Origin of the sequence: Stenotrophomonas sp. SXG-1 (assembly GCF_014083965.1) — a bacterium.
Taxonomy (GTDB): Bacteria; Pseudomonadota; Gammaproteobacteria; order Xanthomonadales; family Xanthomonadaceae; genus Stenotrophomonas; species Stenotrophomonas geniculata.
In genome coordinates, this window is record NZ_CP046588.1 from 4,371,961 (window position 1) to 4,396,482 (window position 24,522).

26 protein-coding genes are annotated in these 24,522 nt (G+C 66.3%); 6 read left to right on the forward strand and 20 right to left on the reverse strand.

The features are described from left to right. The 20 genes from GOC52_RS19945 to GOC52_RS20040 form a co-directional block, all read right to left on the reverse strand. A complete protein-coding gene (locus GOC52_RS19945; protein ID WP_043034444.1) occupies positions 1-432 on the reverse strand; it encodes an acyl-CoA thioesterase in 432 nt (143 codons plus the stop codon). After that, on the reverse strand, positions 419-1,969 hold the full coding sequence (locus tag GOC52_RS19950; RefSeq protein ID WP_049435987.1) for an HAL/PAL/TAL family ammonia-lyase: 1,551 nt from the start codon (positions 1,967-1,969) through the stop codon (positions 419-421). The genes GOC52_RS19945 and GOC52_RS19950 overlap by 14 nt, the downstream gene beginning before the upstream one ends. Further along, complete coding sequence (locus GOC52_RS19955; RefSeq protein ID WP_049435988.1) at positions 1,959-2,900, reverse strand: LpxL/LpxP family acyltransferase; 942 nt, start codon at positions 2,898-2,900, stop codon at positions 1,959-1,961. Before GOC52_RS19955 ends, GOC52_RS19950 begins: the two co-directional genes overlap by 11 nt. Before the next feature lies 1 nt (position 2,901). Next, a complete protein-coding gene (locus tag GOC52_RS19960) occupies positions 2,902-3,672 on the reverse strand; it encodes a glycosyltransferase family 2 protein (RefSeq protein ID WP_049435989.1) in 771 nt (256 codons plus the stop codon). Beyond that, on the reverse strand, positions 3,662-5,347 hold the full coding sequence (locus GOC52_RS19965; RefSeq protein WP_191850298.1) for an AMP-binding protein: 1,686 nt from the start codon (positions 5,345-5,347) through the stop codon (positions 3,662-3,664). The genes GOC52_RS19960 and GOC52_RS19965 overlap by 11 nt, the downstream gene beginning before the upstream one ends. Further along, positions 5,340-5,891 (reverse strand): COG4648 family protein, encoded by a 552-nt coding sequence (locus GOC52_RS19970; protein ID WP_191850300.1) that lies wholly within the window; start codon positions 5,889-5,891, stop codon positions 5,340-5,342. The genes GOC52_RS19965 and GOC52_RS19970 overlap by 8 nt, the downstream gene beginning before the upstream one ends. A 22-nt stretch (positions 5,892-5,913) precedes the next feature. Continuing rightward, positions 5,914-6,171, reverse strand: a complete 258-nt coding sequence (locus GOC52_RS19975) for an acyl carrier protein (protein WP_006402206.1) — start codon at positions 6,169-6,171, stop codon at positions 5,914-5,916. A 17-nt stretch (positions 6,172-6,188) separates the two neighbouring features. Beyond that, positions 6,189-6,446, reverse strand: a complete 258-nt coding sequence (locus GOC52_RS19980) for a phosphopantetheine-binding protein (protein ID WP_005411610.1) — start codon at positions 6,444-6,446, stop codon at positions 6,189-6,191. Then, positions 6,433-7,230 carry a lysophospholipid acyltransferase family protein gene (locus GOC52_RS19985; protein WP_191850302.1) on the reverse strand — a complete coding sequence of 266 codons (798 nt, stop codon included), beginning with the start codon at positions 7,228-7,230 and terminating at the stop codon, positions 6,433-6,435. The genes GOC52_RS19980 and GOC52_RS19985 overlap by 14 nt, the downstream gene beginning before the upstream one ends. Continuing rightward, positions 7,223-7,966: a beta-ketoacyl synthase chain length factor gene (locus tag GOC52_RS19990; RefSeq protein ID WP_191850304.1), complete on the reverse strand. Its 744-nt coding sequence runs from the start codon at positions 7,964-7,966 to the stop codon at positions 7,223-7,225. Before GOC52_RS19990 ends, GOC52_RS19985 begins: the two co-directional genes overlap by 8 nt. A 217-nt stretch (positions 7,967-8,183) precedes the next feature. Next, positions 8,184-9,197 (reverse strand): cytochrome d ubiquinol oxidase subunit II, encoded by a 1,014-nt coding sequence (gene cydB, locus GOC52_RS19995; RefSeq protein ID WP_010482330.1) that lies wholly within the window; start codon positions 9,195-9,197, stop codon positions 8,184-8,186. Between the two features lies 1 nt (position 9,198). Then, positions 9,199-10,596 carry a cytochrome ubiquinol oxidase subunit I gene (locus GOC52_RS20000; protein ID WP_191850306.1) on the reverse strand — a complete coding sequence of 466 codons (1,398 nt, stop codon included), beginning with the start codon at positions 10,594-10,596 and terminating at the stop codon, positions 9,199-9,201. A 129-nt stretch (positions 10,597-10,725) separates the two neighbouring features. Continuing rightward, positions 10,726-11,925, reverse strand: a complete 1,200-nt coding sequence (locus GOC52_RS20005; protein WP_049454173.1) for an ABC transporter permease — start codon at positions 11,923-11,925, stop codon at positions 10,726-10,728. Position 11,926: 1 nt separating this feature from the next. Beyond that, positions 11,927-13,225 (reverse strand): FtsX-like permease family protein, encoded by a 1,299-nt coding sequence (locus GOC52_RS20010; protein ID WP_043399574.1) that lies wholly within the window; start codon positions 13,223-13,225, stop codon positions 11,927-11,929. 27 nt (positions 13,226-13,252) lie between these two features. Beyond that, positions 13,253-14,077 carry a hypothetical protein gene (locus GOC52_RS20015; RefSeq protein WP_191850309.1) on the reverse strand — a complete coding sequence of 275 codons (825 nt, stop codon included), beginning with the start codon at positions 14,075-14,077 and terminating at the stop codon, positions 13,253-13,255. Then, a complete protein-coding gene (locus GOC52_RS20020; RefSeq protein WP_191850311.1) occupies positions 14,074-15,291 on the reverse strand; it encodes a hypothetical protein in 1,218 nt (405 codons plus the stop codon). The genes GOC52_RS20015 and GOC52_RS20020 overlap by 4 nt, the downstream gene beginning before the upstream one ends. A gap of 51 nt (positions 15,292-15,342) precedes the next feature. Further along, complete coding sequence (locus GOC52_RS20025; RefSeq protein WP_053443726.1) at positions 15,343-15,651, reverse strand: hypothetical protein; 309 nt, start codon at positions 15,649-15,651, stop codon at positions 15,343-15,345. 325 nt (positions 15,652-15,976) lie between these two features. Beyond that, on the reverse strand, positions 15,977-16,192 hold the full coding sequence (locus GOC52_RS20030; protein WP_053443727.1) for a hypothetical protein: 216 nt from the start codon (positions 16,190-16,192) through the stop codon (positions 15,977-15,979). Continuing rightward, positions 16,189-16,833, reverse strand: a complete 645-nt coding sequence (locus tag GOC52_RS20035) for an RNA polymerase sigma factor (RefSeq protein ID WP_053443728.1) — start codon at positions 16,831-16,833, stop codon at positions 16,189-16,191. The genes GOC52_RS20030 and GOC52_RS20035 overlap by 4 nt, the downstream gene beginning before the upstream one ends. A 37-nt stretch (positions 16,834-16,870) precedes the next feature. After that, positions 16,871-17,200: a hypothetical protein gene (locus tag GOC52_RS20040; RefSeq protein WP_010482336.1), complete on the reverse strand. Its 330-nt coding sequence runs from the start codon at positions 17,198-17,200 to the stop codon at positions 16,871-16,873. 167 nt (positions 17,201-17,367) lie between these two features. On the opposite strand from GOC52_RS20040, the gene GOC52_RS20045 reads away from it, so the two are divergent. The 6 genes from GOC52_RS20045 to hemF are packed head-to-tail and all read left to right on the forward strand — an operon-like array spanning position 17,368 to position 24,500. Next, positions 17,368-19,737, forward strand: a complete 2,370-nt coding sequence (locus GOC52_RS20045) for a S9 family peptidase (RefSeq protein ID WP_191850313.1) — start codon at positions 17,368-17,370, stop codon at positions 19,735-19,737. Beyond that, positions 19,734-20,153, forward strand: a complete 420-nt coding sequence (locus GOC52_RS20050) for an NUDIX hydrolase (protein ID WP_019337913.1) — start codon at positions 19,734-19,736, stop codon at positions 20,151-20,153. Before GOC52_RS20045 ends, GOC52_RS20050 begins: the two co-directional genes overlap by 4 nt. A 30-nt stretch (positions 20,154-20,183) precedes the next feature. After that, positions 20,184-20,744 carry a hypothetical protein gene (locus GOC52_RS20055; RefSeq protein ID WP_191850315.1) on the forward strand — a complete coding sequence of 187 codons (561 nt, stop codon included), beginning with the start codon at positions 20,184-20,186 and terminating at the stop codon, positions 20,742-20,744. A 32-nt stretch (positions 20,745-20,776) separates the two neighbouring features. After that, the gene (locus GOC52_RS20060) at positions 20,777-21,895 is read left to right on the forward strand and encodes a hypothetical protein (RefSeq protein WP_191850317.1); all 1,119 of its coding nucleotides are present in this window, start codon (positions 20,777-20,779) and stop codon (positions 21,893-21,895) included. Positions 21,896-21,932: 37 nt separating this feature from the next. Beyond that, positions 21,933-23,549 (forward strand): hypothetical protein, encoded by a 1,617-nt coding sequence (locus GOC52_RS20065; RefSeq protein ID WP_191850318.1) that lies wholly within the window; start codon positions 21,933-21,935, stop codon positions 23,547-23,549. Positions 23,550-23,603: 54 nt separating this feature from the next. Then, complete coding sequence (gene hemF / locus GOC52_RS20070; RefSeq protein ID WP_010482345.1) at positions 23,604-24,500, forward strand: oxygen-dependent coproporphyrinogen oxidase; 897 nt, start codon at positions 23,604-23,606, stop codon at positions 24,498-24,500. Positions 24,501-24,522: the final 22 nt, after the last annotated feature.

Genomic DNA, 24,522 nt, shown 5'->3' on the forward strand with positions numbered 1-24,522 from the left:
TCACGGCGCAGGCACTCCCAGGCGTTCCCACAGTACCGGCGGGCACTGGTACAGCATTTCCTTGCTGGCCGCGTCCACCGCGACCTGGATGGTCATCGCGCGGGTCAGCACCTGGCCGCTTTCCGCATCGAGAATCTCGTACTCGATCTTCAGCCGGTTCTCCCATTCCACGATGCGCGCGATCACGCGCAGGGCCTGGTTGAACAGCAGCGGGCGCACATATTTCACCCGTGCATCGACCACCGGCCACAGGTAGCCCGATTCGAGCATCTGCGGGTAGTCGTAGTCGTAGCGCCCGAGCAACGCGCAGCGCGCGATCTCGAAGTACTTGAAGTAGTTGCCATGCCAGACCACGTTCATCGGGTCGCAGTCATGGAAGGCGGGAGTCAACGCAATCTCGCCAACCCGTTCAATGGCCTCATTCACCGGCATACAGCTCCCAACGTTGCGCGCGGATCTCCACCAGCAGTTCCCGCAGTTCGCGATCCAGCGCGCGGTCTTCTTCAACCAGGGCGATGCGCTGCCCCAGGTCGGCGTACATGTCGGCCAGACTGCCATGCAGCTGCGCGTTCAGGCCAACCCGTTCGCGCAGCGCCAGGCCCTGGCGGGCGGCGATCAGCATCGCCGCCACCACCTGTTCGGTCAGTTCGATCACCCGCAGGCAGTCGCGCGCGGCGATGGTGCCCATGCTGACCTTGTCCTGGTTGTGGCATTCGGTGGAACGCGAGAACACGCTGGCCGGCATGGTCTGCTTCAGCGCTTCGGCGGTCCACGCCGAAACACTGATCTGCAGCGCCTTCAGGCCATGGTTGATGGCCGCGCGCGGGCCGGTGGCCGCCGACAGGTTGGCCGGCAGGCCATGGTTGTAGCGCGCATCCACCACCAGTGCCAGCTGCCGGTCGAGCAGATCGGCAACATTGGCCACGGTGTTCTTCAGGGTGTCCATCGCCAACGCGATGTGGCCGCCGTAGAAGTGGCCGCCATGCAGGATGCGCTCGCCATCGGCATCGATCAGCGGATTGTCGTTGGCGCTGTTCAATTCGGTTTCGATCAGCTGGCGCAGGAACGGCAGGCTGTCCTCCAGCACGCCGATCACATGCGGCGCGCAGCGCAGCGAATAGCGGTCCTGCAGGCGCTGTTCATTGCGCGGCGGGCGCTCGCTGTGCAGGTCGCTGCGCAGGCGCGAAGCGATGCGGCCCTGGCCCGGGTGCGGCTTGGCCGCGAACAGGGTCACATCGAAGTGGTGCGCGTTGCCGTCGCTGGCCAGCACGTTGAACGCGGTCAGGCGCGTGGCCATGCGGGCCAGGTAATCGGCGCGCTGCCAGGCCAGGCAGGCCAGGCCGGTCATCACCGCGGTGCCGTTCATGATCGCCAGGCCTTCCTTCGGCCGCAGCTTCAGCGGGGTCATGCCGATCTTGGCCAGCACCTCGGCCGCCGGCTGCACGCGGCCGTCGTGCAGCACCTCGCGCTCGCCACACAGCACCGCCGCTACGTACGACAGCGGGGTCAGGTCACCACTGGCACCGACCGAGCCTTCGGCCGGAATCATCGGCAGCACGTCGTGCTGCAGCAGGGTGGCCAGGCCTTCCAGCAGCGGCACGCTGACACCGGACATGCCGCGCACCAGAGAGGCCAGGCGCGCGGCCAACACCGCACGGGTCTCGACCGGGTCCAGGTAACGACCCAGGCCACAACCATGGTAGGTGTAGAGGTGGTGCGGCAGTTCAGCCACCAGCGCCGGCGGGATGTTCACCGTGCACGAGTCACCGTAGCCGGTGGTCACGCCGTAGATCACGCCATCCTCGCGCAGCAGTCGGTCGAGGAAGTCGGCACCGCGCTGGATGTGCGCGCGGAACGCCGGCGCCTCACTCAGCGCGGCCTCGCGCTGGCGCTGGGCCAGGGCAACCACGTCTTCGATGGTCAACGGTGCATCGCCAAAGCGGCACACGGGTACGGCGTCAGTCGTCATGCGGAGCCTGATCCCAGAAGGGGAAGAAATTGAACCAGTCCAACGGGGACTGGATGACCTGGAGTTCCAGCCAGCGCGCGAAGCGCTGTGCCTGTTCGGCCAGTGCCGCATCGCGTGAGCCACGCGGCAGCACGATGCGTTCGGCGAACTGTTCAAACGCCACGCGATAGCCTTCGCCCTGGTGCAGGCAGGCCATGGTGTAGACCGGGCAGCCCAGCGCGGCGGCGAGCACGTAGGCGCCGATCGGGAACGGCGCCCGGTGGCCGAGAAAATCGGCGGTGACGCTGCGACCGCCCTGCACCGGCGTGCGGTCACCGACGATGGCGACAAAGCCACCGGCCGCCACGCGCTCGGCCAGCATCACCGCCGTGGCCGGGCCCATCTCGGTGACCTGCACCAGTTCCACCGCCGCCAGCGGGTCCAAGCGCTGCAGCAGGCGGTTGAAGCGCTGCGCATGCGCGGTGTGCACCAGCACGGTGATGCGGAACCCCTGCACCTGTTCGGCCAGCACCTGGCACAGTTCCAGGCAGCCGATGTGCGCGGTGAGGATCAGCCCACCTTCGCGGCGCGCGATCTTCTCCAGCACCAGGTCACGATGCAGGTGGATGCGTTCGGCCGGATAGCGCCCGCCCAGGCCGAGGATCTTGTCCAGCATCGTGTCGGCGAAGGCGAAGAAATGGCGCAGGCTGTCGCGCCGTGTCGGCGTGCGACCGAGCGCGCCGCTGTGCGCCTGCAGCCGCTGCAGGTACTGCATCGAGGCCTGGCGCCCTACACGGTTGCCCAGCCAATGGCAGGCCACCACTGGCCACACGCACAGGCGGAACGGCCAGCGCCCGAACCAGCGGTGCACCCAGCACAGGAACAGCACGCCGGCCACCGACGTCGATTCGCCGATGTCGGCCCAGTGCGGGGCACCCTGCGCGGCCGCCATCTCAGTGCCGCCCCCGCAGGCGGCGCCACAGCAGGCGAGGTGCGCGCCAGAGCATGCCGAAGAACAGGCGGGTATGCATGCGGCTGATACGCACGTTGTCGCGCCACACATCGAAGTGCGACACGCCATCGGCGGGATAGGTCACGCGCGTGGCCAGGTGCTCGACCGGCAGCTGCCGCCAGTACAGGCGCACCATCACCTCGGTATCGAAATCCATGCGGCGGCCGATGGTCTCTTCATCGATCAGGCGCAGCACCGCCGGCAGCGGATACACGCGGAAGCCGCACATGGTGTCGCGCAGGTGCAGCGAAAGCGTGTTGATCCAGACCCAGATGTGGGTCGCGTAGCGCCCGTACAGGCGCGCCTTCGGAACACTGGCGTCGTAGGCCGGAATGCCGCAGATCACCGCCTCGGGATGGGCGCGCGCCGCTTCGATGAAGCGTGGCAGGTCAGCGGTGTCGTGCTGGCCATCGGCATCGATCTGCAGCACGTGGCTGTAGCCACGCGCACCGGCTTCGGCGAAACCGGCCAGCATTGCCCCGCCCTTGCCCTGGTTGATGTCCAGGCGCAGCAGGTCGACGCCCTGGCGCTGTGCCAGCGAGCGCAGTGCATTCGCGCACGCCTCATGCGAGCCATCATCGACCAGCAGGCACGGCAGGCCGGCGGCCTGCACGCCGTCGACCACTGCCGCGATGGCGTGCTCGTGGTCGTAGACGGGGATCACCACCAGTGGCGCGAACGCGGCACTGGCAACGGCCGGATCAGTCCGCATCGGCGAAGACCACCTTGCCGCTGGCATGCACACCGTGGCTGGAGGTGTAGCGGAAGGCCAGCACGTTGCGTGCGGCATCCCAGTCCAGCTGCAGGGTCAGCTCATCGCCCGGGCGGGCCACATGCTGGAACTTCACCGCATCCATGCGCAGGAACGCTGCCGGCATCGCGAACATCTGGCGGCCAAAACGCACTGCCCAGTCCAGCTGCGCCACGCCGGGCAGGATCGCCGCCTGCGGGAAGTGGCCCTGGAACGGCCGCAGCGCCGGGTCGAGGGTCATGCGCAGGGTGGCGCTGGCGGCGTCGCGGCGGTCCCAGACCGGCACCGGCATCAGTGGCTGGAACAGCGCTGCCAGCGCCGCCTGGGTGACCTTGCCCTGTGCGTTGATCGGCAGCGTCGGCACCAGCCGCCAGCGGCGCGGCCGGGTGACCGCGTCATGTGCCTGTGCCAGGCGCGCGCCCAGGCGCTGGCCCAGCGCGCGGCGCGCGGCGTCACCGCCCTCCAGCAGCGCCAGGTCGGCCGGCACCACCACGGCTGCCAGCTGCTCGCGCTGGCCGGGCAGGACCAGCACGCGCACGTCGTCCACTTCGGCGTCTTCGCGCAGCGCGCGTTCGAGCGCATCCAGCGAAACGCGGCGCTCTTCGATCTTGACGATGCGGTCGGCACGGCCCAGCAGGCGGAAGCGGCCGTCGGCCAAGGCTTCCACGCGGTCCTGGGTGCGCCACCAGTCGAGGGTTTCCAGATGCGCCGAGGCGACGGCCAGGCAGCCTTCCTCGATGCGCCACTGCACGCCCGGCAGCGGCTGCCACGGCGGCAGGTCGGTGTCCCAGCGGCGCCAGGCGATACCACCGGTCTCGCTGCTGCCGTAAACCTCGGTCGGTGCCACGCCCAGCCACTGCCGTACCTGGCGTGCAGCTTCTTCCGGCAGTGGGCCACCGGAGGAGAACACCGCACGCAGGCGGCCATGCAGGCTGGCCCAGTCGAGCTGCTCGGGCAGGCGCTTGAGGTGAGCCGGGGTCGCCACCAGCACCGTGTCGGTACCGGCCAGCGCGCCCACCAGGTCTTCATGGAAGAACCGGCGTGGATGGATCAGGCGGCCGGCGGCCAGTGGCCACAGCACGCGGAACAGCAGGCCGTAGATGTGCTGGTGGGACACCGTGCCATGCACCTGCACGCCTTCCAGCTGCGCGCCGAACGCGGCCTGCAGCGCATCCACCTCGCGCGCCAGCTGGTCCATGCGCTTGCTGATCGCGCTCGGCTGGCCGGTGCTGCCGGAGGTGAACACGCACAGTTCGCAGGCGCGCTCGTCCAGCGCCTGCAGTTCGTCGTCCAGCGCGTCGTCCAGCGCCGCCAGCGGGCGGTAATCGGCGGACACGTCGCCTGCGAAACCGCTCACCTGCGGCTGCAGCACCTGCAGCGTGGCCGGCAGGTTGTCGGCGGCCAGGAACACCCGCTTGCCGGCATGCCAGGCGCCGAACAGCGCCGCAGCAAAGGCCACGGCATCGTCGAAATACAGGGCCCAGTCACGGCCTTCGGCGGCCGCAAAGGCCGCGCGCCAGGCCAGCACGCGCTGGCGGAAGCGGGCGTGGTCGATCACCTCGCCATCGCAGACGCCAACATTGCGCTGCGGCCGCGCCTCCAACAGCAGCCGGTCCAGGGCAATCCACTCAGCCATGCACGTGCGCCGCCTTCACCCGCCGCCGCACCAGCCACTCACCTGCGAACAACACGCCCATCATCACGTACGCCAACAATCCGTTGTAGAGCATCCAGACCCGGTCCGACGCGTACAGCGCGGTCAGCAGGGCCAGGCTGCCGTTGAGAACGAAGAAGCCACACCACACCTGGGTGACGCGGCGGGTATAGGCCACCGCGAACGCTGGCAGGTCCGGTTCCTGCAGCCGTGCCAGGCGTTCCACCAGCGGCGGGCCGAAACGCAGGCTGGTGCCAAACACCGCCAGCATCACTGCATTGACCAGCGCCGGATACAGCTTCAGTGGCAGGGCCTGGTTGAGCACGGTAGCCAGTACCGCCAGCAAGCCGGTGCCCGCCGCTGCGGCCCACCACAGCGGCTGGCGCGAACTCAGCGCGCGCAGCAGGGCCAGGGTGAACAGCAGCAGCGACAGCCAGCGTGGCTCAAAGCGGCCCATCGCCAGGTACACCAGTACCGGGTAGGCCAGCGAGATCGCAGCCACCACGACCGTGCGTGCGCGTGCCATGGTGGAGCCGCCGGCGCTGCGGTCAGGCGGCTGCCTGGTCCGGCAGCAGCCTGTGCACCACATCAACGATGTCCTGCACGGTACGCACGGCCTTGAACGCTTCCGGCTGCAGGTTGCGGCCGAGCAGCGGCTTGAGCTGCACGATCAGGTCCACCGCATCGATGCTGTCGATGTCCAGGTCGTCGTACAGGCGGGCCTCGGGCGTGATCCGGGCGGTTTCGATCTCGAAGCTGTCGGTCAGGATGCTGACGATGCGTTCGAACAGTTCATTCTTGGTCATGGCAGGTCCTGGCACCGTTACGACTGGCGGGCGGCGACGAACTCGCCGAGCGCGCGCACGCTGGAGAAATGGCGACGGGTTTCTTCCGAATCGGCCGAGAGGCTCACACCGTACTTCTTCTGCAGCGCCAGGCCCAGCTCCAGCGCGTCGATCGAATCCAGGCCAAGGCCCTCGACGAACAGCGGCGCGGTCGGATCGATGTCCTCCGGCGTGATGTCCTCCAGCGAAAGGGAGGAAATGATCAATTCCTTGATCTCGTGCTCAAGTGCTTGCACGGTTCGGATCTCCAGACAGGTCGAAATAACGAGAAAGGTGCTCGGTGACGCGACGGGCTGCCAAGGCATCCCCCCTTGGCGAGTCGTCTTCGGCCAGAAATGGCGCGATCGGGATATCTTCGCCGATCTGCAGCCGAACGTGAAAGCGACGTGAGGGGACACGATACCACTTCTGCCCCTTGGTCAGCGTTGGCGGGCTGCAGGTGATCCGTACCGGGGTGATGTCCAGGCGGCCGCGCACGGCGATGTTGGCCGCGCCCCGCTGCAGCCGCGGCGGCTGTCCGGGCACGCTGCGGGTGCCCTCCGGGAAGATGACCAGGGTGCCTCCAGCGCGCACTGCGGCCACACAGTCATCGACCAGGCCGGCACCATCGTCATTGGCGATGTAGCCGGCGGCCCGTACCGGACCGCGCATGAACGGGTTGCAGGCCACGGCCCGCTTGACCACGCAGTCGGCGTTGGGAAGCAGCGAGATCAGGCAGACCACGTCGATCAGGGTCGGGTGGTTGGCCAGCACCAGCAGGCCGTCGCGCTGCAGGCGCTCACCGCCCTCGATCTCGTAGGTCATCACCCCCAGCCCGCGCATCAGCCGCAGGTGGCTGGCGAACGCGACCTGGACCACGCGCCGGGCGCGGCGGCGGCGCGCCACCGGGTCACGCATCAGCAGCAGTACCGGCATCACCAGAACGCCGAGCAGCACCCCGCCCAGGCCAAACGCGACGAAGCTGAGGCCGGTGCCAAACACCCGCCAGGCATGGTCGAGGCGGCGCAGCAGCTCAGCCACGGCGGCTCCAGCACCAGCGCTGGCCGTGGGCCACGTGTTCCAGTGCCGGCGCGCCGGACAACAGGAACCGGTGCAGGTCCAGCGCATGCGGCAGCAGGCCGGGCGCAGTGCTGGCCTGGCCGTCGGCCGGCTGCCACTGCAGCGACAGCGTCGGCCGGCCCTCTGCCGGAGCGGTCAAACGCCAGCACCATGCAAAGAACGGATCGGGTTCGTCGGCGAACGTCGCGTAAATTTCAGGAAGTGGCGACTCGTAGACCACTACCCGTACCTCGCGGGCGCCATCGGCAAGCAGGCCGACGGCCTCCAGGCAGGCCGTCTCCACCGTGGCCTGGCCCGCCGCCAGCGCCAGGTAGTTGCCGCGGTGGCCGCGGGCGATGGAATACAGCGCGGCGATCGCGTTGTGCACGGACAGGCCGAATCCGGTCGGCGACAACGGCTGGTCGCCGACCAGCGCGCCCAGCAGGTCCATCGAGCGGGCCACGTCGCCGTGGCGGCTGGCGAACACCAGCGGCACGTCACTGTCGGCGCCCTGCCCGTCCTCGCACCAGCACGCGGCCTGGATCGCCATACGACCCAGCCGCTCGATGCGACGGCGCTGCATCGCCGGCACTTCGGCCAGCGCCGGCGTGTCCCCGCCATGCGGCAGGTACGGCGCATCGGCCCAGCCCAGCCACTGGCTGCGCTCACCCAGGCCGGGCGCCCAGGCGGCCCAGTCGACGATGGAAAATTCGATCATTTGGCGATGGTGCTTCAACGGGAGAACGATAGGCACGAGCCATTACGGCGACGCGCGGCGGCCCCCCGTTCCTGCAGCCGTGCGTCCGTCCAGGACGTCGCCGGCTGCCCCCCTGGCCGCCGGAAAGGAGCGCACGCTAGCACGTCCCGCGCGGGGTGTGCAGGTTTCACATTCCCCAACACGGGGCCCGGCAAGCGCAGGCCCCGTCTTCAATCGATCAGTGGTAACCGGTGTCGGCGTGCACCTTGCCGCGGAATACCCGGTAGGACCACGCCGTATAGCCGAGGATGACCGGCAGCAATATGACCAGCCCGACCAGCGTGAAGCCCAGCGACGACGCCGGCGCGGCGGCCTGCCACAGGGTCATCGACGGTGGCAGCAGATACGGCCACATGCCCAGCACCAGACCGAGGAAGCCGAGTACGAACAGGGCCAGGCTGAGCAGGAACGGCGGCAGGTCACGGCGCGGGTGGGTGGCACTGCGCCACAGCGCGGCGGCTACCGCCAGGGTCAGCAGCGGCACCGGCGACAGCCACCAGAAGTTGCCGTCGCTGAACCAGCGATCCATCAACCGCGAATCGAGGAACGGCAGCCAGCTGCTGACCAGGCCCATCGCCGCGATCACGGCCACCACCAGCGGCCGGGTCATCTGCCGCGCCAGCGCCTGCACGCGCCCTTCGGTCTTCAGGATCAGCCAGGTGCTGCCCAGCAGCGCATAGCCGGCCACCAGTGCGGCACCGGTCAGCATCGCGAACGGGCTGAACCAGGCGAACGGCCCGCCCTGATAGACACCGTCCACCAGCGGGATGCCCTGCACCAGGGTGCCGAGGATCACGCCCTGGGCGAAGGTCGCCAGCAGCGAACCGAGGCCGAACGCCACGCTCCACAGCCGGCGCGAACGATGCGCCTTGAAGCGGAACTCGAACGCCACGCCGCGGAACACCAGCGCCACCACCAGCAGCAGCACCGGCAGGTACAGCGCAGACAGCAGCACCGCATACGCCTTCGGGAACGCCGCCAGCAGGCCGGCGCCACCGAGCACCAGCCAGGTCTCGTTGCCGTCCCAGATCGGCGCGGCGGTGTTCATCATCAGGTCCAGCTGTTCCTCGTCCTCGGCGAACGGGGCGAGGATGCCGATGCCGAGCACGAAGCCGTCCAGCACCACGTACATCAGCACGCCGAAGCCGATCACCGCGAACCATGCCACCGGCAGCCAGGTCATCAGGTCCATGTCAGCGTTCCTCAAGCGGTTCGTCGGCGGCCGACAGCGGGCGTGCCGGGGTATGGCTGCCGTGGTCCAGCGACGGCCCCTCGGCGTACGGCTGCGGCCCATGGCGCAGGATCTTCACCAGGTACCAGATGCCCCAGCCAAACACGAAGGCATAGCCAACAACGTAGACGCCCAGCGACAGCGCGGTCATCCACGCGCTCTGCGGGCCCACTGCATCAGCGGTGCGCAGCACGCCATACACCACCCACGGCTGGCGCCCCATCTCGGTAACGAACCAACCCGACAGCAGCGCGATGAAGCCGCTGGGCAGCATCCAGTTCCAGCCGCGCAGCAGCCACGGCGAATCCAGCAGCTTCTTCCGCCACAACTGGAAGGCCGACACCCAGGCCAGCAACAGCATCAGCGTGCCCAGCCCGACCATGATGCGGAAGGCGAAGAACACCGGCGTCACCGGCGGCCGCTCGCTGGCGGGTACCGAGGTGAGAGGATCGAAAGTGCCATCCAGGCTGTGGGTGAGGATCACGCTGCCCAGCTTCGGGATGGCAACCTCGAAATCGTTGCGCTCTTCCTTCTCGTTCGGCAGCGCGAACACCACCAGCGGCACGCCCTCGCCTTCCTTGGTTTCATGCCAGTGCGCTTCCATCGCCGCGATCTTCATCGGCTGGTGCTTGAGCGTGTTCAGGCCATGCATGTCGCCGACGAAGATCTGCACCGGCACGGTCAGTGCGGCGAACGCCACCGCCGCGATCAGCATGCGCCGACCCGCTTCCACGTGCGTGCCCTTGCGCAGGTACCACGCGCCCACACCACCGATCACGAAACAGGTAGTGATGAACGAGCCCAGCGCCATGTGCACCAGGCGATAGGGGAACGAGGGGTTGAACACCACTTGCCACCAATCGACTGGATGCACGATGCCGTTGACCATCTCGTAGCCGGCCGGTGTATGCAGCCAGCTGTTGGACGACAGGATCCAGAACGTGGAGAACAGCGTGCCCAGCGCCACCATGCAGGTGGACAGGAAATGCAGGCGCGGTGAGACCCGGCCCCAGCCGAACATCATTACGCCGAGGAAGCTGGCTTCCAGGAAGAACGCGGTCAACACCTCATAGGTCAGCAGAGGGCCGATGACCGTGCCGGCCACCTCGCTCAGCCGCGGCCAGTTGGTGCCGAACTGGAAGGCCATGACGATGCCGCTGACCACGCCCATGCCGAACGACACCGCGAAGATCTTCTGCCAGAAGAAATACAGCTCGCGCCACACGGGCAACTTCGTGCGCAGCCAGCGCCATTCGATGAAGGCCAGCCAGCTGGCCGTGCCAATGGTGAAGGCGGGGAACAGCACGTGGAAACTGATGACGAATCCGAACTGGATCCGGGACAACAACAACGCGTCCAAGGGACGCCTCCTGCCTGTGACCGGTGGGATACCGGACCACTTTAGGAGGATTTCGTTAAGGTGGGATGCGACCGGGTGACGCGCTGCTTCACTTTGTCGCAGGTGGAGCTGGGCTCACGGGCGAACGAATCAGAACGGCTTCAACAGCGCCAATGGCTCCTCCCGCACCGTTCGCCATGCACGGGGCAGCAGGGCAGCAAGACTCGCCACCATCACCAACATGAACGCCATCAACCCTGTCAGCCACGACGATATCGAGCTTCGTTCCTCGGGCGACCAGAACAGGTACAGCGAACACGCGCCCAGCACGGCGCCAGGAATGGTGAAGATGCTGACTTCGAAGATGATCTCCGTGAAGATCACCGATGCGCGCGCACCCAACGTTCGACGGATACCGATGGAGCGCCGCCTACGCTCCAGCCATGCGCCTACCACGCCGGACACGCCGGCCATCAGCACACCCAGGACCACCGCTGCCATGAAAGCGAGCATGGCCGTCGTGAAGCGGTCTGCACGAAGGTAGGCATCGCGATATCCGGCCAACGTGTCAACGCCTGTCGGATTCACGACGCGATAGGGCTGCCGCAGCGCCTCAACGGTGCGGTCAAGCAACACGCGATCCACCTCCGCGTGGGATCCGATCAGGTAATAGCGGCTCGCACCGGTTGGAAAACCGGGAAACAGCGCCCACTGCGAGTCCCGATCGTTTCCACTTGGCGCAGGCCCGACGATGGACGAGAACACACCCACGATCACCCTGCTGCTTCCCGGCCCGAAGTACAACTGACGACCCACGGCGCTCTCCGAGCCAAACAGATGGACGGCCAATGCCTCGCTGATCAGCACGACCGGCGCGCCGTCGGTCGCCTCATGGTCTGCCGGCAAACGCCCCTTCACCACCTGTGTCCCCAGCATCGTCAACAGGCCTGGGCTGGCGGTTATCACGGGAATGCGATCACAGCCTGCCACGTCGCTGCTGCCAGCCGCCATGGCGTGTGCCATGGCTGCATCACTGGTGCATGCACCGTAATGATGAGCCCTGCCTCCGAACGGAACCGAATCGCTGGCGACCGCCTGCCGGACGCCAGGGAGCTGGATGGCGGAGAGGTCCGATCGCACCAACGAAGGCGCCACCCTCTCTTCGATATCGGAGACCCGGATGACACCGATCGCCTGTGCTCCCTCGATGCCCCGCGTGTTCAATCGTGAGAAACCATCTGCGGCAGACTGCAGGGCAAAGGCGCAGGCCAGGCTGGCCAGTGCGGCCTGTACAAACAGCAGCGACGCGCGGCCCAGGTGGTTGCGGACTTCCTGCATTGAATCCAGCATTTCACGCCGCTCCCTTTGCAAACAACCGCGACAGCGATCCGCTCCGGCAGACTTCCAGCGCGGGGATGAACGCGCACAACAGCGCTGTCGCGAACCCAACCCCGGCTGCCATCAGTACGGACGCGGGGTCCAGCGTAGTGATGGCCGACGGAAGCACCTCCCCTGTCGCCACCAGCCGCATGCCCACCGCATACGCAATGGCCGCCAATGCAGCACTGGCCAATCCCGACGATGCGCATTCCCACATGAGCTGGGCAAAAACATCCCCCCGCCGGGCACCCAGCGCGCGACGTATCGCAAGCTCGCGACGGCGCGCGCCCAGGCTGAATCCCAGCAGCGCGGCTGCATTGACGATGCAGACCACCAGCAGAAGCAGTGCCAGATGAAGCTGTTTCCGGGTGCGTTCAGGGACCAGCCCCTGTCGGTCCAGCCACGCCATCAGCGGCCAGAGCCCGACCTGATCGCTGTCCGGGTCAACCTGCAGATCCCGGGCTTGCGCGTACGCGTTCAGCATCGCGCGGTATCCAGACACGTCATCCACTGTCGGTAACCATGTCCACAGTTGCAGCCAGGACGCCTGCGGGCCAGCAAGGTCCACTCCCTCCCCACCGCCCCAGACCGCCACGCCGTCGACCACGGTCAATCCGTCCGCAATGGCAGTTTCAACCGGTAGATAGATCTGATCGGGTTCCACGAAAGGACGACGGGTCACGTCTCCCTGGAACATCGGCACCGGATGCCAGTCCTCCGCCACGCCGACAACCGTGTATGTGCGCCCGCTCAGCTCCAGCGGATGACCGATGCATCCGGCCGGGCACTCGACCGCTGCGAGTGCCCGTGACAGCACAGCGATCCGACTTCCAGCCTGCCCTTCCTCCGCCGTCCACGATCGCCCTTGCACCAGAGTGATCCCGAGCACGCCGAACACTCCTGACGTTGCGTATCTGGCACGCAGCCGGGCGCTTGATTGCCCGGGTTTCAGCAGGGTCACGGCACCACCGGCCATGGCCGCCTGATTCCAGGCATACCCTTGGTCCAGCAGGGCTTTGGCATCAGGCCAGGTCAACCCCTGCCCAGGATCAGGTGCCGCCGCGTGCTGTGCTCCCGGGCGCACGTCCAGGTGTGGACGGAAGAGCGACCCGCTGCGTCCCGGGACCGGATCGGAGGATGCCTGCAGCACAATGGACAGCATCACCATGGCGGTTCCCACTCCCGCACCGAGCATGAGAGCGACGGCAATGTGCGTCCGGAGGCGCTGCCGAAAGCGCTTAAGCGACAGAGAAACGTAATAGAAGATCACACACCCTCCATGGAGTTGACCCTGTGCCTAGACAGACGCGATCGGCATCCCACGCAGGAGCAGATCCCTGCTTCTCACTGGATCGCCAAGGGTGGCCAGATACGGGCTGAATGCACAGAAAGTGATTGTCGTCCCTTGGACGTAAAATAAGATCTCGCCAATTCTGCTATCGAACGTTTCGCGACATGCGGCTACTAGCGATGTGATAACACCCGCGCCGATCGATACCGCGCCTCGTGGAAATTCCAGGTCAACCGCATCGCCGTGATAGCTGCAGACTACGGGCACACCCTCAGGCCGTTCAACGAAGAAGGGATGCCACTGCTCCTCTCCCTCTTCTACATCCGACGTCCCATCCCACTTGAAGTAGGACCATACGGATTTCTGTACAGGATCCTTGAGATGAGAAGTGTCTGGCATCCTGTGGCCAAAGCCAAACGCGAATGGTGGAACTCTGATGTCCGAAACAAGGCCAGAAATCAGCATCCACTGAACATTCAGCGGAAGAAGTGATTTACTCACCCCGCGAGTACCGATTCCATGCGCCAGTGTTGCGGCACCCACCAGGAGAGAGCCCAGTGCAGCATGTGCCCAATTCTCATGTAGTCCACACTTGCGGAGCTTCATGCCGATATCGCAACGAGAGATATCAAACACCCGGTTGATTACGTAGCCTGCATGCAGCATTGGCTTCCGACCAAGGGGCGCGGCAACGATCGGCGTCGCTTCCCGGATCGTCCACAGGCTGGTCAGCTGATCCAGATGAATCACGGTTACGTCCCTGACGTCGCGCAGAGCGACCGCGACTGCGTCCTGATCATCCGAGTGAAGAACGACAATGGAATTTTTCATGCCACCGCCTCCGCGACCACAGCGCCTTCTGGAGATCTGTAAACTCTCTTGATTTCACTCTGCATTTCGTCGACCAGTGCCGTGAGCTTTTCTGAAGGCGCTTCTTCCAACACAAAAAGCGTCGATACTCTCCTCTCGATGAAGAACCCCCCATCGATATGCATCAGCCTTCGCCTCACTCTTCTGATTGCTGCATGGTCGAAGTCCACGAAGAATTCCAAGGCACGAGCGAGCAACTGATGAATGGCGTAGTAGACGAACACAGCGTGAACCAGCGAGTGATTGGGAATGAAATTTCCCGACCAGGGGGAGACCGGCCGAACGCGGATTGCGCTGGACATGAACTTCCCGTAGACATCCTCATATGCTGAAAGAAACGAATGCACAGATTCATGCAGGATCGCTTCTGCGCAAAGATCCACCGTCATTTCTTCCCTATGGACATTCAGCACGCGAATGCAGCCCGCGTGAGTTGGCCGATACTCCGATCCAAGGTTGAGCTGGGCTACGCTGTCACCAACGCCAATGGATTTTCTGACAAGAACACGCCTTGTGAATGTTCGAATCAACAAGCCGAGATGCGGAACTGACTCGTCCACCATACGAATGGCCGCTTCAAGCTTGTTCCTTATTACTTGAATCTCGTGCTGTGGGATATCCAATGATGGTTGGCAGAACGTTCCGCTCTCGGGTTCGTACCTCTGCGAAAGCCGGCTGTCCACATCAAGGACAATCACTCCACCAATCCTGGGTCTGTCCATCCTTTCAGCGATGTCGCCCTCACTCGTTGTCACCCAGTCGCCCAGAGCGCTTTCGAGCGGGCTCGCGACAGCAGGCCGCTTCGGCTCGATGGTGTGGGTGCGCTGTTGAGCCGGGCACTCGGCGATAGCCGCAAACCAAAGAGCATCGAGAGTCGAAACCGGCTCACCATGCTGATCTTCATATGCGATGCCCGCCGACTCGTCCAGGAATGCGGATACCCAAGGCGAGGCAAGAAGCCTCCGTCTTCCGGCAGCGTCAAGGCGATGAATTGCACGCTCTATCGCGTCGACCCGGCCCTGAATCCCAGCCCCTTCACCTCGCTTGACTGAAAGCGCAACTCCCAAGCGTTGCCCAGTAATCTCGATCCACGATTTCATCAACGCCACGCACACATCGGCCGTGCGTCCGGGCTCATCTATCGCCCCCTTCAGATCTTCAAAGCACAGCTCCATCAATCGCTCCTTGATGGCGGGCGATCACCTTTACAGCGATCGCCCGTTCTATCAGATAATGAATTTCCGGACTTCAGGAACTGCGTGCGCGAACCTGAAACTCTCCTTCTGCTGATCTCCGGTGGAGTAGTGTCCGCAATGGGTACCGCCACTCGAGTAGCTCGTGCACTGCGTACCTGCGATTTCATGATCGCCAGGCAGTTCGTGCGTAGACATCCCACTATCGATGCTGATTTCTGGAATCGAGAGGCTCTGAACCAGTGGCGACGCATCCGACTGCGCTGCAGCTGCAATGCCGGACAGGCCAAGCAGTGCTACGAGAGTAGGGGGAAGCAGCACAGACTTGTCGATCTTCGACATGACTCATCTCCGTTGAAGTTGATGGAACGCGAACAGGTCCAAGCCTCCCCGGCTATGACCTGCGTCAGCGATTGCCGACGACCGAGAGTTCCCCAGGACGCACATGAACCTCAATAGCGGAATGGAACTCTGCAACTTTCCTCAAGATGGTTGAGAGCTCAGAATCATTGTCGGCAACATCAGCCTACGATTGGCGGCGCGATCGCGACTCGTCATGGCGCTAATCACCACATCTTGATGAAGCTCGCGAGTTTCACGAGTCCTCATTCCAGGTCATTGGTCCTGCAGACCACGCAGAATGCGTCTAACGCATCACCACGTCCTGTCAGCGCCAGAAGTACCAGACAGCCCCTGCCACCAACGCCCCCAGCAACACCACCTGCACCACCACATAGCCCACGCCACTGTCGCGCGACTCAACGGCGATGCGCTTCTGCAGCACCTCGCTCACATCCGGTGTCTGTTCCTGCTGCGCCTGCTCACGCAACGCCTGCACCAGCGCGCGCTCTTCCGCATCGCGAGGGTCGGTCGGTGGGTTCACAGCAGTTCTCCGGCGGTGGCATGCCGCGTCAGTTCCTGCTTCAGGACCTGGCGCGCACGGTGAAGGTGGCTCTTGATGGTACCGCGGGCCAGTCCAGTCACCTGCTCGATCTCGGCCAGATCGAAATCCTCCAGGTAATGCAGGCCGACGATCAGCCGCTGCGGTGCACTCAGCCGTTCCAACGCCGCGCCAAGATGGCGACCAGCCTGCAGCGCCTCGCTCAGTTCAGCCGGCCCCGGCCCTTCATCGCCAATACCCAGTTCCTCGGGTACTTCCACCGCCACCATCCATTGCGCCTCCAGCCGTCGCCTGCGCAGGTGCTGCAACGCCGTGGTGTAAGCCACCCGTGAAACCCAGGTACGCAGCGAGGATTCAAAGCGGAACCGGTGCAGCTGGCGGAACACGGCCAGGAAGGTTTCCTGCAGCAGGTCAGCCACCTGATCACGGTCGCCCACCATGCGCCCGATCACATGCGCGCAGGTACGTTGATGGGCCTGCACCAGCTGTGCGAAGGCCGGTTGCGAGCCATCGATGATGGCGCTGACCAGGGCGCGGTCGTCGTCCGCGTCCGGCGTGGGCTCGACGGGGACGTCGCGGCGGCGTCCCCGCAATGCAGCCAGTGCTCCGCACAGCAGGTTCATGCGCGGGGCGCCCCCTGTGCCCGTGGCATGTCCTGGCTCAGCCCTTGCGTGCGGCAGGACGGGTGAAGTGCCAGGCCAGCAGCTGGCCGAGGCCGGCACTGCCGACCATCGCGGCGGCGGCGCCGAAGGTCAGTTCGCGTGCACCGATCGCCTCCAGCAGGCCCATTGCCACGGCCAGGCTGACCAGGCTGATGCCCCAGCGCAGCGCGCCCTGGCGGCGGCGTTCTTCTTCCAGTACCGCCAGCGAGCGGATAACTTCCTCCGGCACGTGCGGAGCCACCAGCTTGCTGCGGGCGCGGGCATCGGCAATGGCATGGATCGCGTAGGCGATGCAGATGAAGAGGGTGATCGGGATCAGTTCCTGCATGGTCGGGCTCCTGTTCGGTGGATGATGCGGGTTCAGGAGAATGGATGCGCGACCACGGCAACCGGTTGCACCACTTTGCCAATCTCGCTGCCATGACCTGTGGCCCCTGTCCCGGGCCGGGGCGGCTGGTACCCTTGGCCGGTTTCCTCTTCTGGTGCCGTCCGCCCATGTCCCGAGTGCTGCCCCTGTCCCTCCTGCTGTCGGCCGTGCTGGCCGCACCGGCTGCGCATGCCGCGCCGACGCCGATCACCATCGAACAGGCCATGGCCGACCCGGACTGGATCGGTCCGCCGGTCGAGAAGGCCTGGTGGTCGTGGAACAGCCAGCAGGTGGAATACCAGCTCAAGCGTAGCGGCAGCCCGGTGCGCGATACCTTCCGCCAGCCGCTGGCCGGTGGCGTGGCCGCGCAGGTGGCCGATGACCAGCGCGGCACCCTGGACGTGGCCGAGCCGGTCTACGACCGCAGCCGCAGCCGCAGCGCCTTCGTGCGCAATGGCGACGTGTTCGTGCGCGACCTGCGCAGCGGCGCGCTGACCCAGCTGACCCGCAGTAACGAGCGCGCGGGCAACGTGAACTTCGCCGCCGACAACGGCGTGATCTGGCGGGTCGGCCAGAACTGGTTCCACTGGACCGCCGCCAGCGGCGTGCAGCAGGTGGCCAGCCTGAAGGCCGAGAAGGACCCGCGTACGGCACCGAAGGCCGACGTGCTGCGCGACCAGCAGCTGCGCACGCTGGAAACCCTGCGCCGCGACCGTGACCAGCGCGAAGCACTGAAGGACCAGGACCAGCGCTGGCGCCAGGCCGACCCGACCCGCGCGCCGGGCCCGGTGTACCTGGGCGCCGACGTGGAGATCGCCGACAGCGTGCTGTCGCCGGACCTGACCCACCTGATCGTGGTGACCAAGCCGAAGGACTTCGACGACGGCCGTGGCGGCAAGATGCCGCTGTACGTGACCGAGTCGGGCTACGAGGAAACCGAAGACACCCGCACCCGCGTCGGCCGCAACGGCTTCGAACCGCACACGCTGTGGTACGTGGACGTGCGCACCGGCAAGGCCGAGAAGGTTTCGCTGGCCGGCCTGCCGGGCATCAAAACCGATCCGCTGGCCGAGCTGCGCCGCAAGGCCGGCAAGGACGCGCTGAAGGGCGAGCGCAGCCTGCAGGTGATGAGCGACTTCATGGGCGGTGGCATCCGCTGGAGCGCCGACGGCCAGCAAGCTGCGGTGATGCTGCGTGCCAACGACAACAAGGACCGCTGGATCATCAGCGTCAACGCTGCCGACGGCCGCGTGCAGTACCGCCACCGCCTGACCGACAACGCCTGGATCAACTGGGGCTTCAACGATTTCGGCTGGATGGCCGATGGCCGCACGCTGTGGCTGCTGTCGGAGGAATCGGGCTTCTCGCACCTGTACACCCAGGCCGGTACCGCAAAGCCGCAGGCGCTGACCAGCGGCAAGTGGGAAACCTCGGCGCCGGTGCCGTCGGCCGATGGCAAGGGCTTCTACTTCCTGTGCAACCAGCAGGCGCCACATGACTACGAAGTCTGCGCGGTCGACACCAGCAGCCGCCAGGTGCGCGAGCTGACCAGCCTCAACGGCGTGGAAGACTTCTCGCTGTCGCCGGACGGCCAGCAGCTGCTGGTGCGCTACTCCGGCGCCTACCTGCCGCCGCAGCTGGCCGTGCTGCCCAGTGCCGGTGGCCAGACACGCGTGCTGACCGACACCCGCACCGCCGACTACAAGGCGCGCCAGTGGATCCAGCCGAAGCTGGTGGCAGTGCCGTCCAAGCATGGTGCCGGCGTGGTCTGGGCCAAGTACTACGAGCCGGAAAACAAGGAACCGGGGAAGAAGTACCCGATCGTGATGTTCGTGCACGGTGCCGGCTACCTGCAGAACGTGCACCAGCGCTACCCGGCCTACTTCCGCGAGCAGATGTTCCACAACCTGCTGGTGCAGAAGGGTTACATCGTGCTGGACATGGACTACCGCGGCAGCGAGGGCTACGGCCGCGACTGGCGCACGGCCATCTACCGCAACATGGGCCACCCGGAACTGGAAGACTACAAAGACGGCCTGGACTGGCTGGTCGACACCCAGCAGGGTGACCGTGACCATGCCGGCATCTACGGCGGTTCCTATGGCGGCTTCATGACCTTCATGGCGCTGTTCCGCTCGCCGGGCACGTTCAAGGCCGGTGCCGCGCTGCGCCCGGTGGTGGACTGGCACCAGTACAACCACGGCTACACCAGCAACATCCTCAACACCCCGGACATCGATCCGGAGGCGTACCGCGTGTCGTCGCCCATCGAGTACGCACAGAACCTGCAGGACAACCTGCTGATCGCCCACGGCATGATGGACGACAACGTGTTCTTCCAGGATTCGGTGAACCTGACCCAGCGCCTGATCGAGCTGCACAAGGACAACTGGTCGATCGCGCCGTACCCGCTGGAGCGCCACGGCTACGTGCGTGCCGACTCCTGGCTGGACCAGTACAAGCGCATCCTCAAGCTGTTCGAGCAGAACCTGAAGTGAGCAACGCCGCGGCCACGATCCACATCGTGGCCGCGGTCATCCTGGATGACCGCGGCCAGGCGCTGGTGGTGCGCAAGCAGGGCGCCAGCCGCTTCATCCAGCCGGGCGGCAAGCCCGAACCCGGCGAGGCGCCTCTGCAGGCGCTGGCCCGCGAGCTGGACGAGGAGCTGGGCGTGCAGTTGCGTACGGCTTCAGCGGCTGCGCTGGGCACGTTCGAGGACTGGGCGGTGAATGAGCCTGGCCAGCGCGTACAGGCACAGGCCTGGTGGGTGCAGGTGCACGGCACGCCGCAGGCGCGCGCCGAGATCGCCGAACTGGCCTGGGTGCCGCTGCAACCACCGCATGGCCTGCCCTTGGCACCCTTGAGCGAACACCATATCCTGCCGGCGGTCGCCACCCGGGTGACGGCCCGCTGACCGCGCGGGCACCGATTGCAAGGACACCGGATGTCAATGTCGATCCCGCCGATTCCTTCGCTGGTCCAGCCGGCCTATCACGCCTGGGTGCGCCCGATCGCACAGGCCTCGTTCTGGCTGTCACTGCTGCTCACGGTCTACTTCGTGATGCAGGGACTACTGCTGTGGCCGCTGCACAACCTTCCGATCTGGCATCTGGTTGAGAGGGAAGTGCAAGACCAGCACCTGCACAGCCTGATCTGGCTTTTGGCGCATCCGGTGGCCGCGTCGTTGATCGTCGCGCTGCTGTGCCTGGCCTCGACCCTGGCCAGCTGGGGCCTGCTGCGCGAGCGCAGCTGGGGCCTGTGGAGCTTTGTGGTGATCCTGCTGCTGAGCGCATTGACCAACTTTGCGATCGCCGGCTGGTTGGACGTGTTCATGCGTGACGTCATCCCGTTTCTCTCCGACGACGCCCTCCTGCAGCAGGAACTCCATCTGAAACGCTGGTTGATCACGCTGACCGTGGTGGCCATGTCATTTGTGCTCCTCGGCCTGCAGGGCTGGCTGGCCTGGCGCCTGCTGCGGCCGGACATCCGCTCACGTTTCCACTGAGCCCCCCTTTTCCGCACGACAAGGACCGTCGCATGCGCTTGCAGGCTCTTCTCCCCGCACTGCTGCTGTTCGCCGCGCTGCCAGCCGGCGCCGACGCGTTGCAGTGTGGCGAATACCGCAGCGCCGATGGCGGCATGGCGCTGGTGTTCACCACCCCCAGCAGCGGCTACCGCCACGATGACGGCAGCGAGCCGCAGCCGCTGTGGGTTGATCGCAGTGCGGCGCAGACACGCCTGGTCATGCTCGACGATGGCGTGGCGGAGCCGATCCGGATCAGTGCCGATGGCCAGCGCATCGAGGACGAGGGCGTCGTGGTCTATACCCTGCGCCAGCCCCGCACCTGCGCCACCGAGCCCAGCGCGACGGACGGCAGCTGCCGCGCCGCCGGCAGCCACTGCATTGCGCAGCTGCCCGCCGCCTCTCCCGGCCAGGCCCAGCGCGCGTGCCGCGAGGGCGTTGGCGCGGGCTGCTCGGCGCTGTTGCGACAACTGCGCGATGGCAATGCCGCAGCCGCTGGTGACACCGGCGCCGCCCTCTTCGAGCGCCCGTCCGCCTGCCGCGAACACACGCCCGAGCATGACCCGCAGGCCTGCGAGGCGCTGACCGGTGATGCGCTGGCCACCGCGATGCAGCGGGTGGTTGAACGCCTGCAACAGGAAGACGAAGACGCACTGGATTCACCGCTTCCGGCCGCTGCACGCGATCGTCTGCAGCAGCTGTGCCTGCAGCACCGCAGTGGTCGCTTCTGCGTCGAAGTGGCCGAACAGCAGTTGATCGCGCTGGAACCCGCGTTGGCGGTGCAGGCCCTGCAGGTGGTCTGCGATGCAGGCCGCATCAGTGCCTGCGAACGCATCGCACCGCTGCGCGATCTCGGCACGGACCTGCGCCTCGTCCCGGCCCAGCGGGTGCCGTGCGGCCGCTATCAGGCCGACGGTGGCGTGATCGACAGGCTCGACTTCGGCGATGGCGCGCGTGGCCGTCTGCATGACGGCGCGATCCACCTGCAGCAGAACGGCGAAGCCCTTTTGCTGCGTCAGCTCGGCAATGGCGACCTGCTCGGTATGGATGCGCAGACGGGATATCAGCGTTACCAGCCGGTGCCCGGCACGGCACAATGCACGCCCCCGCGCGAGGGCCGTGGTTCGCCGTAGCGCCTGGAGTTTTCCGTTCGATCGTCAAGGAGACGACATGCATTCACCCGCACCGCGCCGCCGCTGGCTGGCCTGGGCGCTGCTGCTGGCCGCGCCGATGGCCGCCGCACAGTCACCGCAATGCGGCATGTTCAAGGCCGACGAAGGCAGCGGTACGCTGCGCATCAGCTCGCCAAACCGCGGCGAGCAGAAACACTTCGGCAGTGCGCCCTCTCCGGTCGCGTTCCAGCAGATCGACGGAAAGCTGCAACTGGTGAACCTGGAGTACGGCCTGCCCAGCGCGCTGCAGGTGCGCGATCGTGGCCGGACGGTCGAGGTGGATGGCACGGTCTACATCCTGCAGGCCCCTGCACAGTGCGCCGCAGCCGCCGCGCCGGCTGAAGGCAGCTGCCTGGCCGATGCGGCGGCGTGCCTGGACAACCGCCGTGAAGCGAGCCCGACCGCGCTGGAGGCAGGGTGCCGGGAAGGCGTGCCCGGCATGTGCCTGCAACTGGCTGATCGTTGGCACGAGGACGCCAAACCCACGGTCGCGGCTGATCCTGCCCTGGCAAAGGCAGCGCTCGACGCCGCCCTGTCCGGCATCAAACTCCCCGCCGCCTGTGACGACGGTGACTTCGAACAGGGAACCCCGGCGTGTGCCGCCGCACTCGAGGCCGCCCCCGCAGTGCAGGAGCAGCTGGTCAAGGCGGCGATGACGGCAGCCATGACCGAAGCCGTGGTGACGATGGCAGCGCCGACCGCGCCGGTGATCATTCCGGCCGAGCGGCGCCAGCAGTTGTTGCAGCTGTGCCGCGAGGTATCCCATGGCGGCTTCTGCACCCGCGTGGCTGAACTGTCCTGGGAGGCAGGAGACCACTTGCATGCGGTGCAGGCCCTGGCTGCGGCCTGCACACCCGGCAACGACACCGCCAGCTGCGAACGCCTGCCTGCGCTGCAGGCGGTGGGTGCATCGTTGCGACCGCAGCCGGCAACGGCCCTGCCCTGTGGCAACTACCGGGCCGACGGCGGCCTGATGGACACGCTGGATTTCGGTGACAACGGCCTGGTCGGCGTTGGCTGGAGCAGCCATCTTCGCGCGCGCGTCGAAGCGGGCGACATCCGCATCCGCCACGACCGGGACGGCGACTTCGTGCTGCGCCCGCTGCCCGGCGGGCAGCTGCTGGGCCTGGATAACTGGACCCGCTTCCAGGTGTTCGTCCCCACCGGGGAGGGGCCGACCCGGTGCAGTGCGCCGAAGCAGTTCAGGGTGCTGCCACTGCCACAGGATTGCCCGCTGGCACTGACCAACGAGGACGGTGCCGACGCCTGCTGCGCGCAGGGCAAGCTGCAGGGCTGCAACATTCTCGGCAACCGTCTTGCGCTGTCCGGGCACTGGCTGCAGGCCGTCGAGCACTACACCACGGTCTGCCGTGCCGGTGTCCGCGAGGGTTGCGAGAATCTGGTCACCGCACAAGGCAACGGCGCGGAGGTGGACGCGCGTCGAATCCTGGAACAGCTGTGCAAGGCCGACCGCAGCGGCCTGCATGTGGCCTGCGACGTGCTCGAAACCCAGAACTGGGAGCTGATCACGCTGGGCGGTGCCCTGCAGAAGGCGGTTGACGAGGCGGCGGTGGACGACACTCCGGTACCGCGCAATTCCAACCGCAAGCGCTGAGCCGGCCAGGGCCTGCCCGCAGCTTCGGCCGGGCCCTGCGGTAAAGTACGCGCCATGAACGAATTCGAGCGCGTGCGCGCCTACCTCACCGACCTGCAGGACCGCATCTGTGCGGCGATCGAGGCCGTCGATGGCCAGGCCCGCTTCCAGGAAGACCTGTGGCAGCGGGCCGAGGGCGGTGGCGGGCGCACCCGCGTGCTGCGTGACGGTGCGGTGTTCGAGCAGGCCGGCATCGGTTTCTCCGACGTGGCCGGCAGCCGCCTGCCGCCATCGGCCTCGGCCAACCGCCCGGAACTGGCCGGCGCCTCCTGGCGCGCCACCGGCGTGTCGCTGGTGTTCCACCCGCTCAACCCCTACGTGCCGACCACCCACGCGAATGTGCGCTTCTTCCAGGCGCAACGCGACGGTGAAGTGGTGGCCAGCTGGTTCGGTGGCGGCTTCGACCTGACGCCGTTCTATCCGTTCGACGAAGACGTGCAGCACTGGCACCGGGTCGCACGCGACCTGTGTGCGCCGTTCGGCGAGGAACGCTATGCCGCGCACAAGCGCTGGTGCGACGAGTATTTCTTCCTGCGCCACCGCAATGAAACGCGTGGCGTTGGCGGCCTGTTCTTCGACGACCTGCACGGCGACTTCGAGCGCGATTTCGATTACCTGCGTGCGGTCGGCGATGGCTTCCTTCAGGCCTACCTGCCGATCGTGCAGCAACGCAAGGACACCGCGCATGGCGAACGCGAGCGCGAGTTCCAGCTGTACCGTCGCGGCCGCTATGTGGAATTCAACCTGGTCTATGACCGCGGCACGCTGTTCGGTCTGCAGAGCGGTGGCCGCAGCGAGAGCATCCTGATGAGCCTGCCGCCGCGGGTACGCTGGGAATACGGCTTCAGCCCGGAGGCCGGCAGCGCCGAGGCGCGCCTGGCCGACTACCTGGTGCCGCGCGACTGGCTCTGATCTTCCGGCGCCACGCCTGACG